This window comes from Marichromatium sp. PS1, assembly GCF_041155115.1.
GTDB classification, from domain to species: domain Bacteria; phylum Pseudomonadota; class Gammaproteobacteria; order Chromatiales; family Chromatiaceae; genus Marichromatium; species Marichromatium gracile.
The window spans coordinates 890250-908151 of the sequence record NZ_BAAFHB010000002.1 but is presented as its reverse complement, the minus strand read 5'-3'; the positions used below and the strand labels follow the sequence as shown (position 1 = coordinate 908151).

Here is a 17902-nt window from a genome sequence, read left to right as displayed (position 1 = left end):
GCAAGGCATCCACAGCCGCGCTGCTCTATGCGATCGCCGGCGCGACTTGGATCCTTTGCTCGGACATGGCATTGGGAGCCTGGCTTCAGGACTCCGAACTGTTGCGTCACGCTCAGCTCGGCAAGGACTTGATCTTCGTCCTTGCCACCGCGCTCGCGCTCTTCATGCTGCTGCGCCACAATCACCAGCGCCACACCGAGTACCTCCTCCAGGACACCGCCCAGCGCACCGAGCTGCGCATGCTCAGCCAGTTCCGCGAAAGCATCATCGACACCGCACACGTCTGGATCAACGTGCTTGACGAACACGGTCGTGTGACCGTCTGGAACCAGGCCGCCGAACGCATCACCGGCTACGGTCGCGATGAGGTGCTGAACCACCACAAGATCTGGGAGTGGCTCTATCCCGACCCGGGCTATCGCGCCCAGGTCTACTCGAAGGTCGACGACATGCTGGCCCGCGACCAGGTGGTCAGCGGCTTCGAGAGTCGTATTCGCGCCAAGGATGGTACCTTCAAGATCATTACCTGGAACTCTGGGCGCCTGTACGACGAGCAGGGCAAGATCAATGGCCTGATCGCCATCGGTCGAGACATCACCGAACACAAGCGCGCCGAGAAGGCACTGGTCGAACGCGAGCGCCAGCTGGCCACCCTGATGGCGAACCTCCCCGGCATGGCCTATCGCTGTCATGACGAGCCACTCTGGACGATGGCGTTCGTCTCCCAAGGGTGTCGTCGACTCACCGGCTATGACCCCGAGGAATTCATCAACAACCGATGTCTCCCCTTCGCCGCCATCATCCACGACGATGATCGCGAGCAGGTTGCCAGCGAGGTCGCACTCGCGCAGGCCGAAGGCCGACCCTTCGCGATCGAGTACCGCATCCGTCACCAGGACGGGCACGATGTCTGGGTCTGGGAGCAAGGGCAGGCGGCCGAGATCGACGGCACCCACTTCCTCGAAGGTATCCTCATCGACATCAGCGAGCGCAAGCGCATGGAGCAGACGCTCGAGCAGATGGCTATCCGCGACCCGCTCACCGGGCTCTACAACAGACGCGAACTCGAGCAGCAGCTCGACGCCGAACTGGTTACCGCCCGCCGCTACCAACACACCGTCGGCCTGCTCTGGATCGATGTCGATCACTTCAAGTCGGTCAACGACCGTTTCGGCCACCTTGCCGGCGACGCGGTGCTGCGCCAGCTCTCCAGCCTGCTCCAGGAGCAGGTGCGGACGGCCGACTATATCGCCCGGTACGGCGGCGAAGAGCTGGCGATCGTGCTACCCGAGAGCGATACCCAGGAGGCACTGCAGATGGCCGAGCGACTCTGCGACACGGTGGCCCGAACCCCGATGCAGATTCCCGAGCATACCCCGATCAATATCACCATCAGCGTCGGCGTGGCCACCTACCCCACTCATGCAGCCACGACCAAGGCGCTGTTCCAGGCGGTCGACCAGGCGATGTACGCCGCCAAGCAGCAGGGGCGCAATCGGGTCCTCCTGGCCACCCCCGCGCCGACCAATGATTGTCATCCCCCGGAGTCTCCCGCATGACCGAGCACCTCGAACTCACCCCGGCCACGGCGCCGGACTGGATGGACGCGCACGCCGCCCGACAGATGCCACATATCGACTTCGCACTGCGGCGCGGCACCCTGACCGACAATGGCGCGACCCCGTGGTACGCCACCCTCGGCCTCGGCACCCCGCCGCAACCACTGCGCTTCATGCTCGACACCGGCACCCTCAACACCTGGATCACCGCCAGCTGCTGCGCCAGCGACGCCTGCCAGGCCCATCGGTCCTTCGATCCCGAGCACTCGACCAGCTACCGCGCCTGCGCCGAGCCACCGGCCTCCGTGCCCTTCGGCCCCTGGGGATCGATGGGCGTGGTACTCGGCGAGGACATCTGCCACCTCGAGCGCACCTGCTCGGGTGAGACCCGGCTGTGCGCACTCGACGAGGCGATGCGGATCTATCTCAGCGTCAGCTACGACGGCGCACAGTTCGGCGGACTGGCCTGCGACGGCGGGCTCGGCATCCCTGCGGTACCCTGCGACACCCCGAGCGCGCTGCTCGAGCAGTTGCGCAAACAGGGATTGATCGACCACGCCATCGCTGCCTTCCGGTTCGACCCGGAGCGCGGCGAGGGACGCTGCCTGATGGGCGCGGTCGAACCCGATCGTTTCGATCCCGACACGCTCGAACTCCTGCCGGTGATCCCGATCAGTGGCGAGCTGCACTATCTCTGGACGGTACGTCTGGACCAGCTGCAGGTCGGCGGCGAGACCCTGGGCGGCGCACTGCCGCTGGCACTCGACACCGGCTCGTCCTGCATCAAGGGTGGACGGGCCATCATCGCGCGGATGCTCTCGGCGATCACCGATCGCGGTCGCCGCCCCTTGCGGGTCAGCGATCCGGCAGCGCTCGCCGACTATCCGGAGCTACGACTGCAGCTCGGCGACACCAACTACCGGCTCGCGCCCGCGGACTACTTCATGCCGCTCAACGGCGGCTGGGAGGTCGGGGTGCAGTACCTCGAAGGACTCCCCGACGAGCTGCTGGTGGCCGGATCGCTGTTCCTCGACCGCCTCTACAGCGTCTTCGTGTTCGATCCCAACCCCGCCGGTCAGCGCATGGTCGCACTCGCCCAGCCACGCCGCGCCTCGCTCAGCGCGAGCGGGATCTGGCGCAACGAGTTCGGCTCCACCCTGGAGATCGGCACCATCGCCGCCGACGGCACCTTTCGCGGCCAGTACCGCTCCGACACCGGCGCCAGCGGCGTCTATCCGGTAGTCGGGGTGGCCGACCCGGAGCCCACCGGCGACTCGATCAGCTGCGCCTTCTCGGTGAGCTGGCGCAGCCTCGAGGGCGAACCCGATCCGTCCTGGCACTGGGTCTCGGGCTTCGTCGGCACGGTCCAGCTGCGCGACGGTGTCGAGACCCTCGCCACCAGCTATCTGCTGCAGCGCGACATCACCCCGGAGATGCCGGAGTGGATGGCCACCGCCGTCTATCCCTCGACCTTCAAGCGCGTCAGCGACTAGCCGCCAGCCGCCAGCCGCCAGCCGCCAGCCGCCAGGAAGTTTGAACCGCAAAGCCGCGAGATACCGTCTTGCCCGTCAACCGTCGATCATGCACACCAGCCTCCCCTGCTGGAGGCTGGAGGCTGGAGGCTGATCGCTGGAAGCTGATTCGAACCGCAAAGCCGCGAAGGCCGCGAAGAAGACGTGATGGAGACGAGGTCCCGGCAGCGGCACCACTCCCCACTGGCGGCTGGTAGCTGGCGGCTGATTCGCGGAAAAGGGCGATCAGCCGTCAGCCGTCAGCCGTCAGCCGTCAGCCGTCAGCCACCAGTAGGCCGGCTTCTCCCGCCGTTACGGCAAGGTACAACCCACGGCTTCCAGGTCATGGGCGCAACCTCCACACTGGCGGCTGTCAGCTGGCCGCTGGAGGCGCATCCGCGGAAAAGAGTGATCAGCTTTCAGCCATCAGCCTCCAGTCCAGTAGGCCGGCATCTCCCGCCGTTACGACAAGGTACAACTCGCGGCCTTCAGGTCATGGGCGCCAGCCCAGCCTTCAGCAAACGGGCTCAAGTCAGGCCAGCAAAACAGCGGCGGTACGAAACAAGCCAGCTCTCCGCACGCAAAGCCGTCCTTCTCTTCGCGTTCTTCGCATTCTTCGCGGCTTTGCGGTTCAATCCTCTTGGTAGCTGGTAGCTGGTAGCTGGTAGCTGGTAGCTGGTAGCTTGGGCCTCGCCCGCTTGTTGCATCGCAACAGGCTCCGTATAATGCCCGCCCTTCGAGACGACCCGGCCTCCCGCGTCCGCGCCGAGGTCATCCACGCGGCCACCCTGTCCGCGGACTGTCCATTCATAATGCCACCAGACGAGACCTGATCGGCCCGATGCCCGCACCGGCGGCCGAGGTCGAGCCGGGCTTACTGATTCCGGCACCGGGCACTCGCCGTCCCCCAGACCTCGGCCGTCGCTGGCGACCGGGGCAAGCCGTCTCGATGCATCACAGTCACCGCCATGACGGCTGGACCGGCGGCCTCAGCTCCGCACCGGGTCCGGCCGTCGCGCACCAACCACGGAACCGCCGATGATGAACGCCATACGTCAGGACTGGCTGTCGAACGTCAAGAACGACCTGCTCGCCGGCCTGGTGGTCGCGCTGGCGCTGATCCCGGAGGCGATCGCCTTCTCGATCATCGCCGGTGTCGACCCCAAGGTCGGGCTCTATGCCTCCTTCTGCATCGCCACCGTGATCGCCTTCGCCGGCGGTCGACCGGGGATGATCTCGGCGGCCACCGGCGCCATGGCGCTGGTGATGGTCACCCTGGTGAAGGATCACGGGCTGCAGTACCTGCTCGCCGCCACCATCCTCACCGGCGTGCTGCAGATCCTTGCCGGCTGGTTGCGCCTGGGCTCACTGATGCGCTTCGTCTCGCGCTCGGTGATCACCGGCTTCGTCAACGCCCTGGCGATCCTGATCTTCATGGCCCAGCTCCCGGAGCTGATCGGCATGCCCTGGGAGGTCTATGCGATGGTCGCCGCCGGGCTGGGGATCATCTATCTCTTCCCCTACCTGACCCGCGCCGTGCCCTCACCGCTGATCACCATCGTGGTGCTCACCGCAGTCTCGATCGCCCTCGGGCTCGACATCCGTACCGTCGGCGACATGGGCGAGCTGCCCGACACCCTGCCGATCTTCCTGCTCCCCGAGGTGCCGCTCAACCTCGAGACCCTGGCGATCATCTTCCCGGTCTCGCTCACCCTGGCGGCGGTCGGTCTGCTCGAGTCGATGATGACCGCCTCGATCGTCGACGATCTCACCGACTCGTCGAGCAACAAGAATCGCGAGTGCGTCGGCCAGGGTACGGCCAACATCGCCTCGGGTTTTCTCGGCGGCATGGCCGGCTGTGCGATGATCGGTCAGTCGGTGATCAACGTGAAGTCGGGGGGGCGCGGCCGGCTCTCGACCCTGACGGCCGGCGTCGTGCTGCTGATGCTGGTGGTCTTCGCCGGCGACTGGGTGGCGCAGATCCCGATGGCCGCGCTGGTGGCGGTGATGATCATGGTCTCGATCGGCACCTTCAACTGGGCCTCGATCCGCAACCTGCGCGAACATCCCAAGAGTTCCAGCATCGAGATGATCGCCACCGTGGCGGTGGTCGTCGCCACCCATGACCTGGCTCAGGGCGTGCTGGTCGGGGTGCTGCTCTCGGGCTTCTTCTTCGCCCACAAGGTGGGCAAGGTGCTCTATGTCGGCTCGCACGCCGAGGACGAGGGTCGGGTCCGCGCCTATCGGGTGGTCGGTCAGGTGTTCTTCGCCTCGGCCGAACGCTTCGTCGCCTCGTTCGACTTCAAGGAGGTGATCGAGCGGGTGCGCATCGACGTCAGCCGCGCGCACTTCTGGGACATCACCGCGGTCAGCGCACTCGATAAGGTGGTGTTGAAGTTCCGCCGCGAGGGCACCGAGGTCGAGGTGATCGGGCTCAACGAGGCGAGCGCGACCATGGTCGATCGCTTCGCGGAGCACGACAAGCCCGAGGCCGTCGAACAGCTCATGGGTCACTGAGGAAGGAAGACAGCAAGATGCATACTGACGAGAAGATCCTGGCCTGTGTCGACCAGTCGCGCTTCGCCGACTATGTCGCCGACTATGCCGCCTGGGCGGCGCAGCGCATGAATGCGCCGCTGGAGTTCCTCCACATCCTCAGCCGTCACCCCGAGATCGCCACCGGCGTCGACCACAGCGGCGCGATCGGCATCGGCGCCCAGGAGACGCTGCTCACCGAGCTATCGAACCAGGACGAGACCCGCAGCCGCGACGCCCGCGAGCGCGGCCGGCTGTTTCTCAACCGGCTGCGCGAGCGCGCCACCGCTGCCGGAGTCCCCTCGCCCGACATCCGCCAGCGTCACGGCGCGCTCGAAGAGACCCTGGTCGAGCAGGAGGACGGGGTACGGCTGTTCGTGCTCGGGCGGCGCGGCACCGCTGCCGAGACCACCCAGCGCGATCTCGGGCGCAACGTCGAGCGCATGGTGCGCGCACTGCACCGCCCGATCCTCACCGTCACCGAGGGATTCAAGGAGCCGCAACGGGTGATGGTCGCCTTCGACGGCAGCGCCGCCACCCGTCAGGGCGTCGAGATGGTCGCCGCGAGCCCGCTGTTCCAGGGGCTCACCGTGCACCTGCTGATGTCGGGCAAGGCCCGTGGCGATGCGCGCAAGCAGCTCGACTGGGCACGCCAACGGCTCGAGTCCGCCGGCTTCGATGCCCCCGCCTGGCTGATCCCGGGCGACGCCGAGAGCGTCATCGCCCAGACCGTGATCGCCCAGGACATCGACCTGCTGATCATGGGCGCCTATGCCCATTCACCGCTGCGCACCCTGCTCTTCGGCAGCAAGACCACCGACCTGCTGCGCTCGGCGCGCATCCCCACTCTGCTGATGCGCTGAGTCCGGGTTGACGAGCCGCAAGGACGCGGCCCCACTCCACGCTCTAGAGTGCGCCCAACGATCTGCACGGAGAGATCGTCCCCAGGCACGCGCGACCCCACCGACCCACGGACGGCTCGCGCTCCCCCCAGGCATTGGAGCATCAGCATGGCATCGAATCACGAGACCTTCTTCCAGCTCGGCAGCTTCGCGCTCGTCGGGCGCTCGGCGAACAAACCCTTCCCCATCCTCAGTTATCGTCGACTCAAGAAGCTCGGCAAGACCGTCTATGCCGTCGACCCCAGCACCAGCGAGATCGACGGCGATCCGAGCTTCGCCGACCTGGCATCGTTGCCGGGCGCGGTCGAGGGCCTGATCATCGAGACCCCGAAACAGGAGTGCGCCGACTGGGTGGCGCGCGCCGCCGACGCCGGCATCAAGGATGTCTGGATCCATATGGCGCACGACACCCCCGAGGCCGTGGCAACGGCCAGGGAGCGCGGTATCAACCTGCGCACAGGGACCTGCGCGGTGATGTATCTCAAGCCCGGGCTGACCTATCACAGCATCCACAAGCTGATCATGAAGGCGCTTGGCAAGTACTGAGAACGGACGGTGTCCAACACCAAGGTGCGGACAACAAAAAACCCCGCGTGGTCGAGACCACGCGGGGTTTTTCGGTGTGTGGCGGAGAGAGAGGGATTCGAACCCTCGATGGAGCTATTAACCCCATACTCCCTTAGCAGGGGAGCGCCTTCAGCCACTCGGCCATCTCTCCATGCATGAGCAACGGTTTTGCATAACCGCCTCGTGCGATGACCCGGGATCTGGAAGATACACCGGGTCACAGGACCCCTTTAGCCATTCGACGCGTCGATCAGGGGCTATCGTGCTTGGGCGAGTGATTATAACCCACTCTTTACCCGGTTGCCAATCACTCGATCTGGCCACCCTGATCGACCACCGCGACACCCGGGGTGGTCTCGGCCTGTTCGCGCTTGATGCGCTCGTAGATCTCTTCACGGTGGACCGCGACGTCACGCGGAGCGTTGACACCGATGCGCACCTGATTGCCCTTGACGCCAAGGACTGTAACGGTGACTTCGTCACCAACCATGAGGGTTTCGCCGACCCGACGAGTCAAGATCAACATCGCTACGTTCTCCCTTTAGTTTCCCTTTCCAGCTTGATGGTAATACCCAAACCGGCGACTCAACCCGACTCCTGCGGCGTCATCCGGCGGGTGTTTACACCCGATTCCGCCCGGGACCCCATGCCCCATGACGGAAGCTTAGCAACTGCCACGGCGATTCCATGGCAATTTGCTCAGGTTCATTGACATTTGTCTCTTGTGCGTGAATCCAAGGCGAAATCCGTTGGGTTCCCGATGACTGGTAGCCACCGTCGCACGACCGCTCACGCTCTCGACCGCGCAGCGCCAGCATAGACGTCCCACGGCTGCAGCGACGAGACGCCGTTCATGGAGATCGACAAAAAGCGGAGAGGCGCGGTCGGCACGCCCCCGACCGGATTGCGATCGATCCATCACGTGCCGCCCTCTCCGACCTCGGAGACATGCCGCCCCGCCGAGACCCGGCGGTGCGGCAGCAGGATTGCCGCGAGCCTAGACCTCGCCGCCCTGATCCAGACCGAAGGCGTCGTGCAGCGCGCGCACGCCGAGTTCGAGATAGCGCTCGTCGACCACCACCGAAATCTTGATCTCGGAGGTCGAGATCATGCGGATGTTGATCCCCTCGCGCGCCAGGGTCTCGAACATCCGACTGGCGATCCCGGCATGACTGCGCATGCCGACGCCGACCAGCGAGATCTTGACGATCTGCTCGTCGCCGAGCACCTGACGCGCGCCCAGCGCCTCGGCGCGCGCCTGCAGGATCTCCAGCGCCCGCGCATAGTCGCCGCGCTGGACGGTGAAGGTGAAGTCCGTCGTCGCCTCCTCGGCGGCGACGTTCTGGATGATCATGTCGACCTCGATGTTGGCCGCCGCGATCTCGCCGAGGATCTCGTGCGCCACACCGGGACGGTCGGGCACGCCGAGGATGGTCAGCTTGGCCTCGTCACGGCTGAAGGCGATGCCGGCGATCTTTGCGTCTTCCACTTCATCTTCCTCGAAGGTAATCAGCGTGCCCTCGCCCTCGCCGAAGCTGGAGAGCACGCGCAGGGGGACCTGGTACTTGCCGGCGAACTCCACCGAGCGGATCTGCAACACCTTGGAGCCGAGACTGGCCATCTCCAGCATCTCCTCGAAGGTGATGCGGTCGAGCTTGCGCGCCTTGGGTTCGACCCGCGGATCGGTGGTGTAGACACCGTCGACATCGGTATAGATCTGGCACTCGTCGGCCTTGAGCGCGGCGGCGATCGCCACCGCCGAGGTATCCGAGCCACCGCGTCCGAGGGTGGTGATGTCACCGCTCTCGTCGACCCCCTGGAACCCGGCGACCACCACCACGCGCCCGGCCTCCAGATCGGCGCCGACACGCGCCGCATCGATGTCGCGGATGCGCGCCTTGTTGTGCACGCTGTCGGTGAGGATGTGCACCTGAGCGCCGGTGTAGGAGCGCGCCGGACAGCCGCGCGCGGCCAGCGCCATGCTCAACAGCGCGATGGTGACCTGCTCACCGGTGGAAAGCAGCACATCGAGTTCGCGCGGCTCGGGCCGCATCTGGATCTGTCTGGCCAGGCCCATCAGTCGGTCGGTCTCGCCGGACATCGCCGAGACCACCACCACCACCTGATTACCCTGGTCGCGCCAGCGCTTGACCCGATCGGCCACCGCCTGGATACGCTCCACACTCCCGACCGACGTCCCGCCGTATTTCTGGACGATCAGCGCCATCGACTACTCCTGCCAAGCACGTCTTTCAGGTCTCCCCGATTGAAACGATGGGACCGTCGGCGACGCGATGCCGCCCGACGGTCCCCGGTGATGGGCCGGGGATCCCGGCCCGATTGCCGCATCAGGCGGCGCTGCGCTGCGCGACCCAGTCGCGCACCAGCGCCAGCGCCTCGGGCAATGCATCGGGGTCGCTGCCCCCGGCCTGCGCCATGTCGGGCCGACCGCCGCCCTTGCCGCCGACCTTGGCCGCGACCTCGCGGATCAGCTCACCGGCCTTGAACTGGCCGGTGAGATCCTTGGTGACGCCGGCGACCAGCGCGACCTTGCCCTCGGCGACGGTGGCGAGCACGATCACCGCCGAGCCGAGCTTGTCCTTGAGCTGGTCGACCGTCTCACGCAGCCCCTTGGGATCAGCGCCCTCGAGTTCGGCGGCGAGCACCCGCACCCCGGCGATCTCCTCGGCCTGGGCGGCGAGGTCCTGACCGGCGGCGCTGGCGAGCTTGGACTTGAGCTGCTCGAGCTCCTTCTCCAGCCGACGGCTGCGCTCGAGCAGCTGCTCGACACGCTCGTCGACGTCCTCGCGGGCACCCTTGAGCAGCCCGGCGATACGCAGCACCCGCGACTCGTCGGCCTCGACCCAGTCGAGCGCCCCGGCGCCGGTCACCGCCTCGATGCGGCGCACCCCGGAGGCGATACCGGCCTCGGAGACGATCTTCATCAGACCGATGTCACCGACCGCCTTGACGTGCGTACCGCCACAGAGCTCGACCGAGAACTCGCCCATCCGCAGCACCCGCACCTGATCGGCATACTTCTCGCCGAACAGCGCCATCGCCCCGGAGGCCTTGGCGTCCTCCAGGCTCATGATGCGGGTCTCGACCAGGTGATTGGCGCGGATCTGGCTGTTGACCAGGCGCTCGATCTCGCGCAACTGCTCGCGCGAGACCGGCTCGAAGTGCGAGAAGTCGAAGCGCAGCCGCTCGGGACCGACCAGCGAGCCCTTCTGCTGCACGTGCTCGCCGAGCACCCGGCGCAGCGCCGCGTGGAGCAGATGGGTGGCCGAGTGGTTGAGCGCGATGGCGCGACGCCGCTCGGCGTCGACCTCGGCGCGCACCGCGTCACCGACGTGCAGCTCGCCCTCGCGCAGCTCGCCGAGGTGGCAGACCAGGGCGCCGCTCTTCTTCAGGGTGTCGGTGACCTCGAAGCGCCCGCCGCTACTCGCGATCCAGCCACGGTCGCCGACCTGGCCGCCGGACTCGCCGTAGAAGGGGGTGAGGTCGAGGATCACCATGCCGCGCTCGCCGGCACCCAGCGAGTCGCAGGACTCGCCGTCGCGATAGAGCGCGACCACCGTGGCCTCGTCCTCGCAGCGTTCGTAGCCGCGGAACTCGGTCTCGCCCTGGAGATCGATCTCGACGTCCTGCCCACCGCTGAACTGACTGGCCGCACGGGCACGCGCCTTCTGGTCGGCCATCGCCGCCTCGAAGCCCTCGAGGTCGACGCCGAGCCCGCGCTCACGGGCGATGTCGGCGGTCAGGTCGGTGGGGAAGCCGTAGGTGTCATAAAGCTTGAACACCGTCTCGCCGGGGATGGTGCGCTCGCCTGCGAGCCCGGCGATCGCCTCGTCGAGGATGCGCATACCGTGCTCGAGGGTCTCGGCGAAGCGCTCCTCCTCGAGCAGCACGATCCGCTCGACGTGCGCCTGCGCCGCCACCAGCTCGGGATAGGCCGCACCCATCTCGGCGACCAGCGCCGCCACCAGACGATGGAAGAAGGGTTGCGACTGGCCGAGACGATAGCCGTGACGGATCGCGCGACGCATGATCCGGCGCAGCACATAGCCGCGCCCCTCGTTGCCCGGGGTGACCCCGTCGACGATGAGGAAGGCGCTCGAGCGGATGTGATCGGCGATCACCCGCAGCGACTTGTCGCCGAGATCCTCGCAGCCGGTCGCCTCGGCGGCGGCGGCGATGAGATTGCGGAACAGATCGATGTCGTAGTTGCTGTGCACGCCCTGGAGCACCGCGGCGAGACGCTCGAGCCCCATGCCGGTATCGACCGAGGGACGCGGCAGCGGGGTCATGTTGCCCTCGGCGTCGCGGTTGAACTGCATGAACACCAGGTTCCAGATCTCGACGTAGCGGTCGCCGTCCTCGTCGGGCGAGCCAGGGGGACCGCCGGCGACCTCGGGACCGTGATCGTAGAAGATCTCCGAGCACGGACCGCAGGGGCCGGTGTCGCCCATCGACCAGAAGTTGTCCTTGGCGCCGCAGCGCGAGAAGCGCTCGGCCGACACCCCGACCTCCTTGAGCCAGATGTCGGCGGCCTCGTCGTCGTCCTCGTAGACGGTCACCCACAGCCGCTCGGCGGGCAGCCCCAGCTCGCCGGTCAGATACTGCCAGGCGAAGCCGATCGCCTCGCGCTTGAAGTAGTCACCGAAGCTGAAGTTGCCGAGCATCTCGAAGAAGGTGTGATGCCGGGCGGTGTAGCCGACGTTCTCGAGGTCGTTGTGCTTGCCGCCGGCACGCACACAGCGCTGCGCGGTGACCGCCCGCGAATAGCCCCGCCGCTCGCGACCGAGGAAGACATCCTTGAACTGGACCATTCCGGCGTTGGTGAACAGCAGGGTCGGATCATTGGCGGGTACCAGCGGGCTGGAGGGCACCTGCTCATGCTGGCGTTGCGCGAAATAATCAAGGAAGCTCGCTCGAAGCTCTGCACTCGTAGTCATGTGGGAGTTCTCGAATGAACCGCGCGGGCGGTTCGGTCAGTCGTTCCAGCGCAGCAGGCGCCGGACCATGTCCGTGGGGAAACCGCGCCGCGTCAGAAAGCGTGCGCGCTTGGCATAGCTGGCACGATCGGCGGGAGGCGCATCACCGAAGCGGCGCGCATGGAGCGCGGCGAGATGCTCCGGCCACGCCTCGCGCAGGTGCCGTAACTGGGGCTCGATCAAGGTATCGGCCACACCCTTGTCGTTCAACTCGGCCTGGATGCGCAGCGGCCCGAAGCCCTTCTCCACCCGCTCGGCGACATAGCGCTCGACCAGACGCGACTCGTCGAGCGCGCCCTCGGCCTCGAGCCGATCGAGCACGGGGGCGAGGGCAGCGACCTCGAAGCCGCGCGAGACGAGCTTGCGCGAGAGCTCCAGCCGCGAGTGCTCGCGCATGGCGAGCAGACGTAGCGCCGCCCGCTCGATCTCGGCGAGCAGGTCGGCATCAAGGAGGGTGCTGGCAGGGTGATCGTCCAGGATCAGTCCTCCGCCGGGGCGACGGCCTCGGCCGTCGCCTCGCTCGGCTGGGGCAACAGCTTGGCGCGGATCTTCGCCTCGATCTCCTGGGCCAGCTCGGGGTTCTCGCAGAGGAAGGCGCGGACGTTGTCCTTGCCCTGGCCGATGCGATTGCCCTGGTAACTGTACCAGGCGCCGGATTTGTCGACGATGCCCTCGGCCACGCCCAGGCTGATGATCTCGCCCTCGCGCGAGATCCCCTGGCCGTAGAGGATATCGAACTCGACCTGCTTGAACGGCGGCGCGACCTTGTTCTTGACCACCTTGACCTTGGTCTCGCTGCCGACCACCTCGTCGCTCTTCTTGATGCTGCCGATACGACGGATGTCGAGCCGCACCGAGGAGTAGAACTTGAGCGCGTTGCCGCCGGTGGTGGTCTCGGGCGAGCCGAACATCACCCCGATCTTCATGCGGATCTGGTTGATGAAGACCACCAGACAGTTGGAGCGCTTGATGTTGCCGGTGAGCTTGCGCAGCGCCTGCGACATCAGCCGCGCCTGCAGACCGACGTGCGAGTCACCCATCTCGCCCTCGATCTCGGCCTTGGGGGTGAGCGCCGCGACCGAGTCGACGATCACCACGTCGACCGCCCCCGAGCGCACCAGCATGTCGGTGATCTCGAGCGCCTGCTCGCCGGTGTCGGGCTGCGACACCAGCAGGTCCTCCATCTGCACCCCGAGCTTCTCGGCATAGACCGGGTCGAGCGCGTGCTCGGCATCGACGAAGGCCGCGGTGCCGCCGAGCTTCTGTACCTCGGCGACCACGTGCAGGGTGAGGGTGGTCTTGCCCGAGGACTCGGGGCCGTAGATCTCGACCACCCGCCCCTTGGGCAGGCCGCCGATGCCGAGGGCGATGTCCAGCCCCAGCGAACCGGTGGAGATCGCCTCGATGTTGCGCACCGCGCCGGCATCGCCCATGCGCATCACCGAGCCCTTGCCGAACTGCTTCTCGATCTGGGTCAGCGCGGCGGCCAACGCCTTCTTGCGATTGTCGTCCATTGGATCTCCGTCAACTCTTGAGCGCAGCCGCCCGCCGCGCGTCGCCCGGGGCGATCGCGTGTCGGTCGGTTCGTGTCTCGTGATCTTTCGAGCGGGCCGCGCGAATCATCGCTGATTATCGCATAGGCGGCATGCTCAAGTCATAGCCGGGACGCAGCGACCAGCGCCGCTCGACCCGATAGCGCGGCACACACCCCGGAACGCTGCGAGCGAGCACGAACTCGCGCACCGGCCAGCGCAGCGGCGCCCCGAACGCCGCCCGCGGCGCCGTGCTGCGACGCGCCAGCGTCAGGTGCGGCCGATAGGACCGCGGCTCCGGGGTCAAGCCACAGGCGCACTGCGCCTCGACCAGCGCCAACTGCAACGCCAGCAGCGACTCCGGCACCCGCTGCGGCGCGCACCAGGCCGCGCCGGCACGCGCGAAATGACCCAACCGATCGAGCACCAGCTCGAAGGGCGCCGCCGCGACCTGCTGTGCCGCCGCGCTCACCGCATCGAGCTGCGGCGGCGTCAACGCACCGAGAAAGACCAGCGTCAGGTGCAGATCCTCGCCGTGGGTCGCGCGCCCACCCGGCGGCAGCCAGCACGGCATGCGCCCGAGCAGCGCCTGACGCAGCGCCGGCTCCGGCCAGAGCGCGAAGAACCAGCGCTCAGCCATCGGCACCGAGGCCGCCGAGCAGGCCCAACAGCGCAGCGCGCACCGCCTGCTCGCGCACCGTCTCACGATCGCCCTCGAAACACAGACAGCGCGCCGTCGGGCCCTCGCCGGGAAAGCCCCAGGCGAACCACACGGTACCGACCGGCTTGTCGGCCGTACCGCCACCCGGCCCGGCGATGCCACTGACCGCCACCGCAACCTCGGCGCGACTGCGGGCGAGCGCGCCGCTCACCATCTCGGCGACCACCCGCTCGCTCACCGCGCCATAGCGCTCGAGCGCGTCGTCCGAGACCCCGAGCAGCTCGCGCTTGGCGTCATTGGAATAGGTGATGAAGCCGCGCTCGAACCAGGCGCTGCTGCCGGCGACATCGGTCATCACCTTGGCCACCCAGCCGCCGGTACAGGACTCGGCCGTCGCCAGCTGCCAGCCACGCGCGCGCAACGCCTCGCCCAGACGACGAGCGAGCACCTCCAGGGCGGGAGAATCATTTACATCGTCCATGGTACGGAGTGTCGCCCAGCTCGACTCGCCGGGCAATCCTTGTCGGGGTGGAAAGCATCGGCCGCCGACCTCAGACTCTATCCCCGACACCATGCGCAGCACGGACCCCAGACCAATGGACGACACCGAGATCCATCACGAACGCCCCTCCCCCGCCAAGCTCGAGGTCATGGGCGTGGAACACTGGCCGGTGTGGCGCCGCGAGGTGGCGACCTTTCCCTGGCACTACCGCCAGGAGGAGACCTGCTACATCGTGCGCGGACGCTTCCGCGTCACCCCCGAGGGCGGTGCGCCACGAGAGTACGGTCGCGGCGACCTGATCCGCTTTCCCGCCGGACTCAACTGCACCTGGGAGATCCTCGACCCGGTGGAGAAGCACTACCTGCTCACCTGAGACGCCGAGTCATCTGGAGGCGTATCCGTGACGACCTACCTGACGCTCTCGCGCGCCGCCCGGCTGGCCGGAGTCAGCCGCGGCGAGCTGCAACGACGCATCCGCCGCGCCGAGCTGACGACCTTCGAGGGTGAGGTGGCCGCGCACGAGCTGCTGCGCCTCTACCCCAGCCTGAGCCTCGAGCACGAGGGCGCGCTCGAACAGGTGCGCGAGATCGTCGACAACGCCCGCCCCCGGCTCGAACCCGAACCGGTCGCGCTGCCCGACGCCCGCGTCCTGCTCGAGCAGGCGCGTCGGCTGAGCGCGGCACTGGCGCACGAGATCGAGGCCGGAGAGGCCGCGCGCGGACTGATCGAGCAGGTCGCCGAGCGGATCGCGGCGCTCTCCGCCAGCGACCCCGCCACGCTGCCCACGGCACTCGCGGCCCTCGGCCACTGGCTCGCCGAGGCACGCGCCGCACTGCCCGTCAATGAGGCACCCGCGGAGCGGTCGGCACCGGCGCGCACCCTGGCCGCCCGGGTACGGCTGATCCCCAGTGGACACCGTTTCCTGGTGGAGGGAGAGGAGTCGCTGCTCGAGGCTGCGGTGCGCGCCGGCATCCATCTCGAGCACGGCTGCGCCAGCGGTAACTGCGGCGGCTGCAAGGCACGGCTGGTCAGCGGCGAGACCCGCCAGATCAGGCCCCACGACTACTCGATCGGCGCGCGCGAGCGCCGACTCGGCTATCTGCTCACCTGCGCCCATACCGCGCTCACCGATCTCACCCTGGAGATCGGCGAGGCACGTTCGAGCGCCGAGCTGCCGCTGCAACGCATTCGCGTCAGCGTGCGCCGTGTCGAGACGATCGGAGCGACGCTGCGCGCGCTCCAGATCCAGACACCGCGCAATCAGCTGTTGCGCTTCATGGCCGGTCAGCGCGCGCGGCTCGCACGCCCGGGCGAGCCGCCGAGCGAACTGCCGATCGCCAGCTGCCCCTGCGACGGACGCAACCTGCGCTTCCTGATCCGCGCCGGTGACGACGCACTCGCCCGCGCACTCTTCGACGATCGGCTGGGACCGGGGCAACGGCTCGACCTGGAAGGGCCCTACGGCGACTTCGTGCTCGACGAGTCAGCGACCGACGAGGCGCTCTTCATCGCCTGCGGCGACGGCATCGCCCCGGTCCGCAGCCTCATCGAGCAGGCGGTCGCGATCGACGCCATCCCCCGCTATCACCTCTACTGGGAGACCGCCGCCCCCGAGGGGCATCACCTGGCGCACTGGGCGCGCGCGCTCGGTGACGCCCTGGACGACTTCACCTATACGCTGCTCGATGCCACACCCGCCGACCGGCTCGCCGCGCGCATCCTCGACGAACACCCGCCACACGACCACCAGCGTCTCTATCTCGCGGGGCCGGAGGTCACCGTCAGCACCCTGGAGCAGGCCCTGAGGGCGGGCGGCGTGAGCGCCGAGCGGATCCGTGTCGAGGCGCTGCGCGCCGACTGAATTCAGGCCGCGACCGGCGCACTCGCGCGCAACCGCTGCGCCGGCAGGAACACCGTGCCCTTGCCGTAGCGATTGACCGCCATGTCACGCACCCAGGTCGGGGCGTCCTGATAGAGACGGACATAGACATGACCGAGACCACCGCGGCTGATCGCCGCGACCCATCGATCGAATTCCCGCTTGTTTTCGCTCATGACATCCCTCGTTGCGACCGTTCGGTATCCGGAGCGACCTCCGTCGCCCCATGCATATGTCCCGGCAACCCGGGACCGTCATCGCAGCGACCCGAGCCGAAAAACCGGCTCAGCCGCGCTGAAACAGCATCATGTAGTTGACGCCCATCCAATCGGTAAAGGAAAAGGCGCGGGTGAAGGGGTTGACCCGCACACCGGTCTGGTGCAACAGATCGAAGCCCTCGCCGAGTCCGCCGCGCACCTCGTCGGGACGCACCAGCTTGCGATAGCGATGGGTACCGCGCGGCAGCCAGCGCAACACGTACTCGGCACCGATGATCGCCATCAGCCAGGCGATCGGGGTGCGATTGATGGTCGAGACCTGCATCACCCCGCCGGGGCGCACCAGCTCGGCACTGTCGGCGAGGAAGTCGGGCAGGCGTTCGACATGCTCGAGCACCTCCATGTTGAGCACCACGTCGAAGGTCGCGCCGGCCTCGCGCATCTCGGCGGCACTCGCCAACCGATAGTCGATCGCAAGCCCACCCGCCTCGGCATGCATGCGCGCAACCCTCAAGGTCTTCTCGGTGATGTCGATCCCGGTGACCTCGGCGCCGAGCGCCACCATCGACTCGCTGAGGATGCCCCCGCCACAGCCGATATCGAGCACCCGCAGTCCGGCGAACGGGCGTGCATCCCGCGCATCACGCCCGAACACCGCCGCCAGACGCTCGCGGAGATAGCCGACCCGGAAGGCATTGAGCCGGTGCAACGGCCAGAAGGGCCCCTCGGCATCCCACCAGCGATGCGCCAGTCGCTCGTAATAGGCGAGCTCCTCGGGATCGACGCTCGGGGCGGTGAGATGGGCGGTGGGCATCGGCGAACTCCCTGGAATACCGGTTAATTGACATCCAATGGAGTCGATCATGGCGGATTCAAGCCCGTGGAGGCAAGCCAACAGGGATTGAACCGCAAAGACGCCAAGGGCGCCAAGAGGGGAAGAGAGCCACCAGCCACCGTAGGTGGCGATGGCGTTACTCGACCGCAACCACGGCTGCCAGACTCACCGTAAACCTGGATGCCAAGGCGACCGAGGACCGAA

Annotated in this window: 16 protein-coding genes and 1 tRNA gene; 7 read left to right on the top strand and 10 right to left on the bottom strand. The window is 67.4% G+C overall.

The annotated features are described in order from the left end of the window. The first annotated feature begins 101 nt into the window (after positions 1-101). From ACAM26_RS05415 to ACAM26_RS05395, 5 genes are all read left to right on the top strand, one after another. Positions 102-1559, top strand: coding sequence for a diguanylate cyclase (locus ACAM26_RS05415; RefSeq protein ID WP_190288034.1), 1458 nt, complete (start codon positions 102-104; stop codon positions 1557-1559). Next, the gene (locus ACAM26_RS05410; RefSeq protein WP_369613241.1) at positions 1556-3052 is read left to right on the top strand and encodes an avidin/streptavidin family protein; all 1497 of its coding nucleotides are present in this window, start codon (positions 1556-1558) and stop codon (positions 3050-3052) included. The genes ACAM26_RS05415 and ACAM26_RS05410 overlap by 4 nt, the downstream gene beginning before the upstream one ends. A gap of 1056 nt (positions 3053-4108) precedes the next feature. Further along, on the top strand, positions 4109-5587 hold the full coding sequence (locus ACAM26_RS05405; protein ID WP_223806061.1) for a SulP family inorganic anion transporter: 1479 nt from the start codon (positions 4109-4111) through the stop codon (positions 5585-5587). Between the two features lie 17 nt (positions 5588-5604). Continuing rightward, a complete protein-coding gene (locus ACAM26_RS05400) occupies positions 5605-6468 on the top strand; it encodes a universal stress protein (RefSeq protein ID WP_062275565.1) in 864 nt (287 codons plus the stop codon). A 147-nt stretch (positions 6469-6615) separates the two neighbouring features. Continuing rightward, positions 6616-7053 (top strand): CoA-binding protein, encoded by a 438-nt coding sequence (locus ACAM26_RS05395; RefSeq protein WP_123139458.1) that lies wholly within the window; start codon positions 6616-6618, stop codon positions 7051-7053. A gap of 79 nt (positions 7054-7132) precedes the next feature. Here ACAM26_RS05395 and ACAM26_RS05390 read toward each other — a convergent pair. From ACAM26_RS05390 to pncC, 8 genes are all read right to left on the bottom strand, one after another. Further along, a tRNA-Ser gene (locus tag ACAM26_RS05390) sits at positions 7133-7225 on the bottom strand. A 156-nt stretch (positions 7226-7381) separates the two neighbouring features. After that, on the bottom strand, positions 7382-7600 hold the full coding sequence (gene csrA / locus ACAM26_RS05385) for a carbon storage regulator CsrA (protein ID WP_005224038.1): 219 nt from the start codon (positions 7598-7600) through the stop codon (positions 7382-7384). A 471-nt stretch (positions 7601-8071) separates the two neighbouring features. Continuing rightward, a complete protein-coding gene (locus tag ACAM26_RS05380) occupies positions 8072-9301 on the bottom strand; it encodes an aspartate kinase (RefSeq protein WP_123139459.1) in 1230 nt (409 codons plus the stop codon). Between the two features lie 121 nt (positions 9302-9422). Beyond that, entirely contained in the window at positions 9423-12032 is a 2610-nt protein-coding gene (alaS, locus tag ACAM26_RS05375; RefSeq protein WP_369613240.1) for an alanine--tRNA ligase, read from the bottom strand. Between the two features lie 36 nt (positions 12033-12068). Beyond that, positions 12069-12467 carry a regulatory protein RecX gene (locus ACAM26_RS05370; RefSeq protein ID WP_123139461.1) on the bottom strand — a complete coding sequence of 133 codons (399 nt, stop codon included), beginning with the start codon at positions 12465-12467 and terminating at the stop codon, positions 12069-12071. An 83-nt stretch (positions 12468-12550) separates the two neighbouring features. Next, entirely contained in the window at positions 12551-13585 is a 1035-nt protein-coding gene (gene recA, locus ACAM26_RS05365; RefSeq protein WP_062275572.1) for a recombinase RecA, read from the bottom strand. 115 nt (positions 13586-13700) lie between these two features. Continuing rightward, positions 13701-14243 carry an RNA 2',3'-cyclic phosphodiesterase gene (thpR, locus tag ACAM26_RS05360; protein ID WP_123142258.1) on the bottom strand — a complete coding sequence of 181 codons (543 nt, stop codon included), beginning with the start codon at positions 14241-14243 and terminating at the stop codon, positions 13701-13703. After that, complete coding sequence (gene pncC / locus ACAM26_RS05355) at positions 14236-14745, bottom strand: nicotinamide-nucleotide amidase (RefSeq protein ID WP_123139463.1); 510 nt, start codon at positions 14743-14745, stop codon at positions 14236-14238. The genes thpR and pncC overlap by 8 nt, the downstream gene beginning before the upstream one ends. A 115-nt stretch (positions 14746-14860) precedes the next feature. Between pncC and ACAM26_RS05350 the strand changes: the two genes are divergently transcribed. Further along, complete coding sequence (locus tag ACAM26_RS05350) at positions 14861-15139, top strand: cupin domain-containing protein (RefSeq protein WP_123139464.1); 279 nt, start codon at positions 14861-14863, stop codon at positions 15137-15139. Positions 15140-15166: 27 nt separating this feature from the next. Further along, on the top strand, positions 15167-16627 hold the full coding sequence (locus ACAM26_RS05345) for a 2Fe-2S iron-sulfur cluster-binding protein (protein ID WP_369613239.1): 1461 nt from the start codon (positions 15167-15169) through the stop codon (positions 16625-16627). Between the two features lie 2 nt (positions 16628-16629). On the opposite strand, the gene ACAM26_RS05340 is transcribed toward ACAM26_RS05345, so the two are convergent. After that, positions 16630-16821 (bottom strand): hypothetical protein, encoded by a 192-nt coding sequence (locus tag ACAM26_RS05340; protein WP_123139466.1) that lies wholly within the window; start codon positions 16819-16821, stop codon positions 16630-16632. Positions 16822-16930: 109 nt separating this feature from the next. Beyond that, positions 16931-17677 carry a bifunctional 2-polyprenyl-6-hydroxyphenol methylase/3-demethylubiquinol 3-O-methyltransferase UbiG gene (ubiG, locus tag ACAM26_RS05335; protein WP_123142260.1) on the bottom strand — a complete coding sequence of 249 codons (747 nt, stop codon included), beginning with the start codon at positions 17675-17677 and terminating at the stop codon, positions 16931-16933. Positions 17678-17902 lie beyond the last annotated feature (225 nt).